The 6508-nt window shown below is 67.1% G+C and carries 6 protein-coding genes and 1 pseudogene; 1 reads left to right on the top strand and 6 read right to left on the bottom strand.

Annotated features, from left to right (window positions below; genetic code table 11):
* The 3 genes from B2W70_RS05035 to B2W70_RS05025 all read right to left on the bottom strand — a co-directional run.
* Positions 1 to 1816: GumC family protein (locus tag B2W70_RS05035; protein WP_286743484.1), on the bottom strand; the 1816-nt coding region annotated here is incomplete at its 3' end.
* A 12-nt stretch (positions 1817 to 1828) separates the two neighbouring features.
* On the bottom strand, positions 1829 to 2590 hold the full coding sequence (locus B2W70_RS05030) for a polysaccharide biosynthesis/export family protein (RefSeq protein WP_286743483.1): 762 nt from the start codon (positions 2588 to 2590) through the stop codon (positions 1829 to 1831).
* 66 nt (positions 2591 to 2656) lie between these two features.
* Entirely contained in the window at positions 2657 to 3559 is a 903-nt protein-coding gene (locus B2W70_RS05025; protein ID WP_286743480.1) for a glycosyltransferase family 2 protein, read from the bottom strand.
* A gap of 300 nt (positions 3560 to 3859) precedes the next feature.
* On the opposite strand from B2W70_RS05025, the gene B2W70_RS05020 reads away from it, so the two are divergent.
* Complete coding sequence (locus B2W70_RS05020) at positions 3860 to 4504, top strand: hypothetical protein (protein ID WP_286743478.1); 645 nt, start codon at positions 3860 to 3862, stop codon at positions 4502 to 4504.
* A gap of 36 nt (positions 4505 to 4540) precedes the next feature.
* Here the strand turns inward: B2W70_RS05020 and B2W70_RS05015 are convergent, their stop codons facing one another.
* The 3 genes and pseudogenes from B2W70_RS05015 to trpD all read right to left on the bottom strand — a co-directional run.
* The gene (locus B2W70_RS05015) at positions 4541 to 5299 is read right to left on the bottom strand and encodes a uracil-DNA glycosylase (protein ID WP_286743476.1); all 759 of its coding nucleotides are present in this window, start codon (positions 5297 to 5299) and stop codon (positions 4541 to 4543) included.
* A gap of 114 nt (positions 5300 to 5413) precedes the next feature.
* Positions 5414 to 6214 (bottom strand): indole-3-glycerol phosphate synthase TrpC, encoded by an 801-nt coding sequence (gene trpC / locus B2W70_RS05010; RefSeq protein WP_286743474.1) that lies wholly within the window; start codon positions 6212 to 6214, stop codon positions 5414 to 5416.
* Between the two features lie 30 nt (positions 6215 to 6244).
* Positions 6245 to 6508, bottom strand: a pseudogene (trpD, locus tag B2W70_RS05005) (anthranilate phosphoribosyltransferase); the annotation flags it as partial.

The raw sequence follows: 6508 nt of genomic DNA, 5'->3' as shown, positions 1-6508 counted from the left end.
CGGCGTGGCGCAGGCGAACGAAGGCAGACTGGCTGCTCAGCAGGTTCGAGCCGTTCATCAGCACCACCTCGCCCGGCTGCACGCGGGCGTCTTCGGGGTTGACGCGCACCGTCAGCCCCAGGGCTTGCAGCTGCATCACCATGTGCACAATCAAAAAGCTCACGCCCTCCCCCTTGCGCGACGAGGCCAGGCCCACGATCAGGCCCTTGTCTCGGATGCGGTCCATTGGCAAGGTGCCCACGATGCGCAGCAAGCTGGCGTGGAACTCGTTGTCTTCTTCGCCCGGTTTGACGTCTTTGACGGTGCCCCACAGCGGCACGCCAAAGCGCGCTTCGATGCGGCCGCCATCGTGGATGCGCTGGTCGAGCATGGCGCTGATGTAGACGGTCAACAGGCCGACCATGGCGCCCGCGGGCAGGGCCAGGAACAGCATCAGCAGGCTCTTGGGGCTGGAGCGGCTGGGGCTGAACGACGCGGCCTGGATGACGGCGATGTTGTTGATGCGGCTGTCGTCGAGCGCCTGGTCGATGCGGGCTTTCTCGAGGCTGTCGAGGTAGAGCAGGCGCGACTTCTCGGCCACCTGCAAAGCTTGTTCGAGGCGGGCGGGTTCGGGCTCCTGGCTGAGAACGCGGGCGCGCGCCTTGCCGAGTGTTTCAAGCTCGCGCTCGATGGATGCCGTGATCGAGCGCAGCTCCTGCAGGCGCAGCGATTTTTCCAGCTGGTTGCGCTCCAGCAGCACCCCCAGTTCATTGGGCGTGCGCTTCTCGGCCCGCTGGGTGTTGCGCTCTTCGGCCTTGAGCTGCGCCTCGACGGCGGCGATGCTTTCGTTGATGGCCAGCAGCGCTGGTGCGCCCTCCTTGTAGACGCGCAACGCATCGGTGCGCTGGCGCTTGAGTTCGGCCAGCTGCGCGCTCATCGCGATCCAGGAGGGGCTCAGGCCCACCTCGCGCTCGGCCACCACCTCGCGCTTCATGCGGCCGGCCTGGCTGGTGGCAAAGGCCACGCCGTGTTCGATGGCGCTTTTCTCGGACTGGGCTTCGGCTTGGCGGTCGCGCAGCTCGTTGATGCGCTTGGTGAGGGCCGTGAGGCGCTCTTCGGCGCTGACGCCGTCGATGGCGGCCAGGCGCGTGCGCATCTGCTCTTTCAGCGACTCGATCTGCTGGTCGGCGCCGCGCACCTTGCCGTCGTAGAAGGGCACCAGGCTCTTGCGGCCGAGCACGTTGGTGCGCTCATCGGTGTAGACCTTGATCCAGGTCTGCATGATGCGCTGCGCGGTCTGCGGGTCGTCCCAGGTGAAGCTCAGCTCCATCACGTTGGAGCCGATGCCGTGGCTGACCTTGAACCTGCCGGCGAGCTTGTTGGCCAGGCGGTCTTCCGGGCTTTGGGCCTCGCTCAGGCCCAAAGCCACCGTCACCCAGCGGATGCCGTCGATGACGGCCTGCACGCCCTTCTTGAGCGCGATCTTGACCTGCGCCTTCCAGCCTTCGGGCGGCGGCATGTTGGCCACCTCGGCCAGGTACAGGCGCGCGACCTGGTTGACCACCGGGTAGCCCGTGAGCATCTTCTCGTCGTCGACGATGGGGTCGCGCTGCGTGGCGTAGGGCGTGTAGGCCTGACGCTCGCCCACGTCCAGCGGCACCGTCACGTTCTCGCGGCCGGCGCGCACCAGCAGGCGCGCTTCGGAGGTGTAACTCGGCGGCCAGAAGAAGGCACCGGCCACGATGAGCAGCGCGGTCACGGCCATCGCCACCACGAAGTTGCGGCGGAAGATGTAGTACAGGCGGACGATGTCGCGCGAGGAACGGATGTCGATCATGTGGGCCGGGCCTTACTTCACGCGGGTCTCACCCCAGGAATAACCGATGCCCAGCGAACGCGAGAAGGGCAGGATCTGGTTGATGTAGACCTCCACGCCATCGCCCACGTTGCCGGCAGTCGACTTGGGCACGAAGAGGATGTCGCCGCGACGCAAGGCGAGGTTGGGCGTGGCCGCGTCACCCGACTGACTTTGCAGGATGCGGCTCATGTCCACGAAGTACAGCTGGTAGCGCTGCGCCTGGTTCAAGCGCAGCAGGGCGATGTGGGTGGGGTCGGCTGCGGGCAGCAGGCCACCGACGGCGAACAGGCCCTGCTCCAGCGTGGCGATCGCGTTGGTGTCGATGGCGCCGGGCGCGCGCACGGCCCCGCCGATGACCACCTTGCTGCTGGGCGATGACACGATGTTGACGGTCACGCCGGGCTGTCGGTAGAAGGCGTCGAGCTTGGTGGAGAGTTCGGTGGCGAGCTCATCGGGTGTTTTGCCCGCGGCTTCGACGCGACCGGCAAAACGGAAGGAAAAGCTGCCGTCAGGGCGCACCACGTAGAGCTGGGTCTGGCTGTCTTCCACGAGGTTGCGCAGGTCCATGGCCGGGTCCTGCGCGTCGCGCACGATGCGCAGCGTGTCACCCGCCTGCACGCGCGTGGGCTCCTTGGCCATGGCGGCCAGGTCTTCGGCGGTCAGGTATCGCACCTGCTCGGAGGGCTGCAGGTTCCCCATCGGGGTGCAGGCCACCAGCAGGCAGCTGGACAGGACCAGGGCAATGCGCTTCATGTCGAACCAGGAGTGGAGAGGAACGAGAGCCAAACCAAAGCCGGCCACAGGGGCCGGCAGGGTCGATCAGACCTGGGCGTCGGACTGGGCGCCCACCCCATGCTCGATGACCTGCCTGCGCCACCTCAGGTAGGCCGACTTCATCTTCGAGCGATGGGGACGCCGCACCCAGGGCACGCCGAACTTGGTGAAGAAGCGCACCATGCTGCGCAGGTGGGTCTGGCCCGAGCTGGACCAGATGCCAGCCTGGCTGTGGCGCTGGTGTTCGTGCACCAACTCCACTTCGGGAACGGCCACGACCTGCCAGCCCTTGACCCACATGCGCGCGCAGAGATCAACCTCTTCGAAGTAGAGGAAGTATCCCTCATCCATGCGTCCGACTTCGTCGAATGCGGTGCGACGCACGACGAAGCCCGTGCCGATGACCCAGTCGGCCTTGAACGGCCCACCCTGCCAGTTGCGCTTGAGCAGGTGGCTGCTGACCAGCTTGCGCAGCGGCCCCAGGTTGCCCAAAGGGGTGCGGCGCGCCAGGATGTCCAGCAGGGAATAAAAGCGCCGCGCCGAGTACTGCAGGCTGCCATCGGGGTTGATGAGCTTGAGCCCGGCGATGCCCAGGTTGGGCGTTTCGGTGAACAGGCGCTGCAGCACCTCCACCCGGTTGCGAAGGAAGTAGGTGTCGGGGTTGAGCACCAGCACCAGGTCGGTGCTCGACGCCGCCACACCGATGTTGACGCCCGCCCCGAAGCCACCGTTGCGCGGCGACAGCACCAGGCGCACGCCGGCGGGCAGGCTGCTTTGCAGGCGCACACCCGAGCCATCGGGCGACAGGTTGTCGACGACGCAGATGTCGCCGGGTGCAGCGATGCCGTGCTCCAACAAGGATTTGACGCGCTGCAGCGTCAGATCCTCGGTGTTGTAGTTGACGATGACGACCCCCAGCGAGGGAAGTGGGTGATGGTGGTCGTTCATGGTGTTCATCCGGTTGGGCTGGAGCGGGTTCGATGGGTGGATGGGTCAGCCAAGGGATCAACCGCATCGCCCTGCGCACGCCCAAAAGGGTGGGAAAACGCTGAGGGCCAGTGTGTCAGAGGGATCAAACCCCGTGTAATCCCGAACATGGGTGGGTTACTGTTTCTGAACACATGCATTGCCACTCTGTGTGGTCAAAGTCACACTTGACGGGGGATCTAAGGCGCCTGCTGGCCTCCCCGTGCTCGGCGCGACTGGGGCAGAATCGGGCGCTTGAGCCAACATTCAACAGGGAAGAAGATGCGCAAGACCTTGCTGGCAGCCTGCCTGCTGTCCTCGTTTGTCGTCACGGCTGGCGCCCAAGTCGCCGAAAACACCTATTCGCCAACAGGGCTGCGTCCGTTCATCGGCGTGGGCCTGGCTGCGGGCGGCGACACTTTGCTGCGCGTGCAGAACGACGCCGAGGGCGCCAGCGCCAACGATGTCACCAACATCAGGGCTGGCGACGGCCTGGACCTGCGCGTGGGCCTGAGCCTGAAGCTGGGCAACCTGCCTTTGAGCCTGCAAACCGTCGTGGCGTACCACAACGACCAGAGCAACGGGCAGGACAACACCAAGTACCGCTTCCGCCGCGTCCCTGTCGAGGCCACGCTGCTGTGGCACGCCACCGACCGCGCACGCATCGGTTTCGGTGTGCGCAAGTCCACCCAGCCCACGGTCAAGATCGACAACGGCCGTCTCGCCGGCGACACCACCCGCTTCGATGCCAAGTTCGACATGAAGGCCAGCACCGGCTTCATCGTCGAAGGCGAGTACGCGGTGACGCCGGGCTGGAGCCTCAAGGGCCGCTACGTGTACGAGACCTTCCGCTACAAGGACTTCCCGGAGCTCGACAAGGTCAAAGGCGACCACGTCGCCATCCAGAGCGTCTGGTACGTGGACTGAACCCGTCGAATCCGGCATCGCCGGACCAGGCAGGCCTCAGGCCAGGGCCCAGTCCAACGCCTGACCGCGTTCACGCCAGAACGCCACCGCCCGACCAAAGTGCCCGTTGCCCACAAAGGGCAACGGCCCGCGCGTAGCGGACAAGGGCGAGGGGTGATTGCTTTGCAGCACCAGCAGGTCGTCCAGCGACTGCCCCGACGCCCGCCGTGCGGCTTCGAGCAATGGCGCCTTGCGCTGGGCATGCGCACCCCACAGCATCACCACCCGCGCACCGGCATCGGCCACCACGGCCTGCGCCAGGGCGTCGGTCAACAGCTCCCAGCCCCAGCCGGCGTGGCTGCCCGCCTCGGCGGCCTGCACCGTCAGCGCGGTGTTGAGCAACAACACCCCTCGCTCGGCCCAGCCTTGCAGGCAGCCGTGCACGGGCGCATGCAAGCCCAGCTCCCGCTGGATCTCTTTGCGGATGTTGCGCAGGCTGGGCGGGATGGCCACGCCCGGGCGCACCGAGAACGCCAGCCCATGGGCCTGACCGGGGCCGTGATACGGGTCCTGCCCCAGGATGAGCACCTTCACGTCGGCGCGTCGCGTCAGGTACAGCGCGTGGAAAACCTCGTCTGGGTAGATGACCGCACCCGCCGCTCGGGCCAGGTCGACACGATCGATCAGGGCCCGGCCCTGCGGGCTGGCGCGGAAGGCATCGGTCAGTGGTCGCCAGTCGGGCGGCACGGCATCGAACAAGTCGTCGAGTGGGCGTGACAGCGCGGGCGTCTGGGTCGCTGCGGGTTCGCCCGCCAAGGCAGGCTCAGCCGACGCCCCCGACACAGCCAATGGCTCAGCTCCGAAATCCAGCGCCGCTTGAGGCACCTGCTTCGGTGCCGATGCCTTGCGTGCCATGGCCCGCTTCGGCGCTCAGTTGAACAGCTGGGCCAGCGCCACGCCAGGATCCGGCTGGCGCATGAAGGCCTCACCCACCAGGAAGGCGTGCACGTCGGCGGCGCGCATGCGCTGCACGTCTTCGCGCCCCAGGATGCCGGACTCGGTCACCAGCAGCCGGTCGGCCGGCACGCGCGGCAGCAGGCCCAGCGTGGTGTCCAGCGTGACCTCGAAGGTGCGCAGGTTGCGGTTGTTGATGCCGACCAGCGGGGTCTTGAGCTTCAAAGCCCGGTCCAGCTCCTCGCCATCGTGCACCTCGACCAGCACGGCCATGCCGAGCTCGTGCGCCAGGGCTTCGAGGTCGCGCATCTGGGCATCGTCCAGGCAGGCAGCGATCAGCAGGATGCAGTCGGCACCCATGACCCGGGCGTCGTAGACCTGGAAGGCGTCGACCATGAAGTCCTTGCGCAGCACGGGCAGGCCGCAGGCTTCGCGGGCTTGCTTCAGGTAGGCCTCACAGCCCTGGAAGAAGCGTTCATCCGTCAGCACGCTCAGGCAGGCCGCGCCATGCTGCGCGTAGCTGCGCGCGATGTCGGCCGGCACGAAGTGCTCGCGCAGCACGCCCTTGCTGGGGCTGGCCTTCTTGACCTCGGCGATGACGGCGGCCTGGCCTGCGGCCACCTTGGCGCGCAAGGCGCCGGTGAAATCGCGCACGTCGCTCAGCTCGCGGTTGCGCTGTTCGGCTTGCGCGCGCACGTCGGCCAGGGAGCGGGTCTTGAGCGCCAGCGCGATTTCTTCGTGCTTGACGGCGACGATCTTCTGCAGGATGTCGGACATGGTGGTTCTTTCAGGGGCTCGGGCCGGCGTTCAGGACTGTGCTTGGGCCAGGCGCTGCGTGGCCCGCACGAACTGCTCGAGCTTCTCGGCGGCCCGACCCGAGGCCAGGGCTTCGCGGGCACGCTCGATGCCATCGGCCAGGCTGTCGGCCACATCGGCCGCGTACAAGGCCGCGCCGGCGTTCATCAGCACGATGTCGCGCGCCGGGCCGGCCTCGTTGGCCAGCACACGCTGCAGGATGGCTTGCGACATCTCGCGCGTCTGCGCCTTGAGCATGGAGCCGTCGTGCTCGGC

This window comes from Aquabacterium sp. UBA2148, from assembly GCF_002328915.1.
In the GTDB taxonomy this organism is placed as follows: domain Bacteria; phylum Pseudomonadota; class Gammaproteobacteria; order Burkholderiales; family Burkholderiaceae_C; genus Aquabacterium; species Aquabacterium parvum.
Note: the sequence above shows the minus strand (reverse complement) of the source record. Positions and strands in the feature narration are given on the sequence as shown.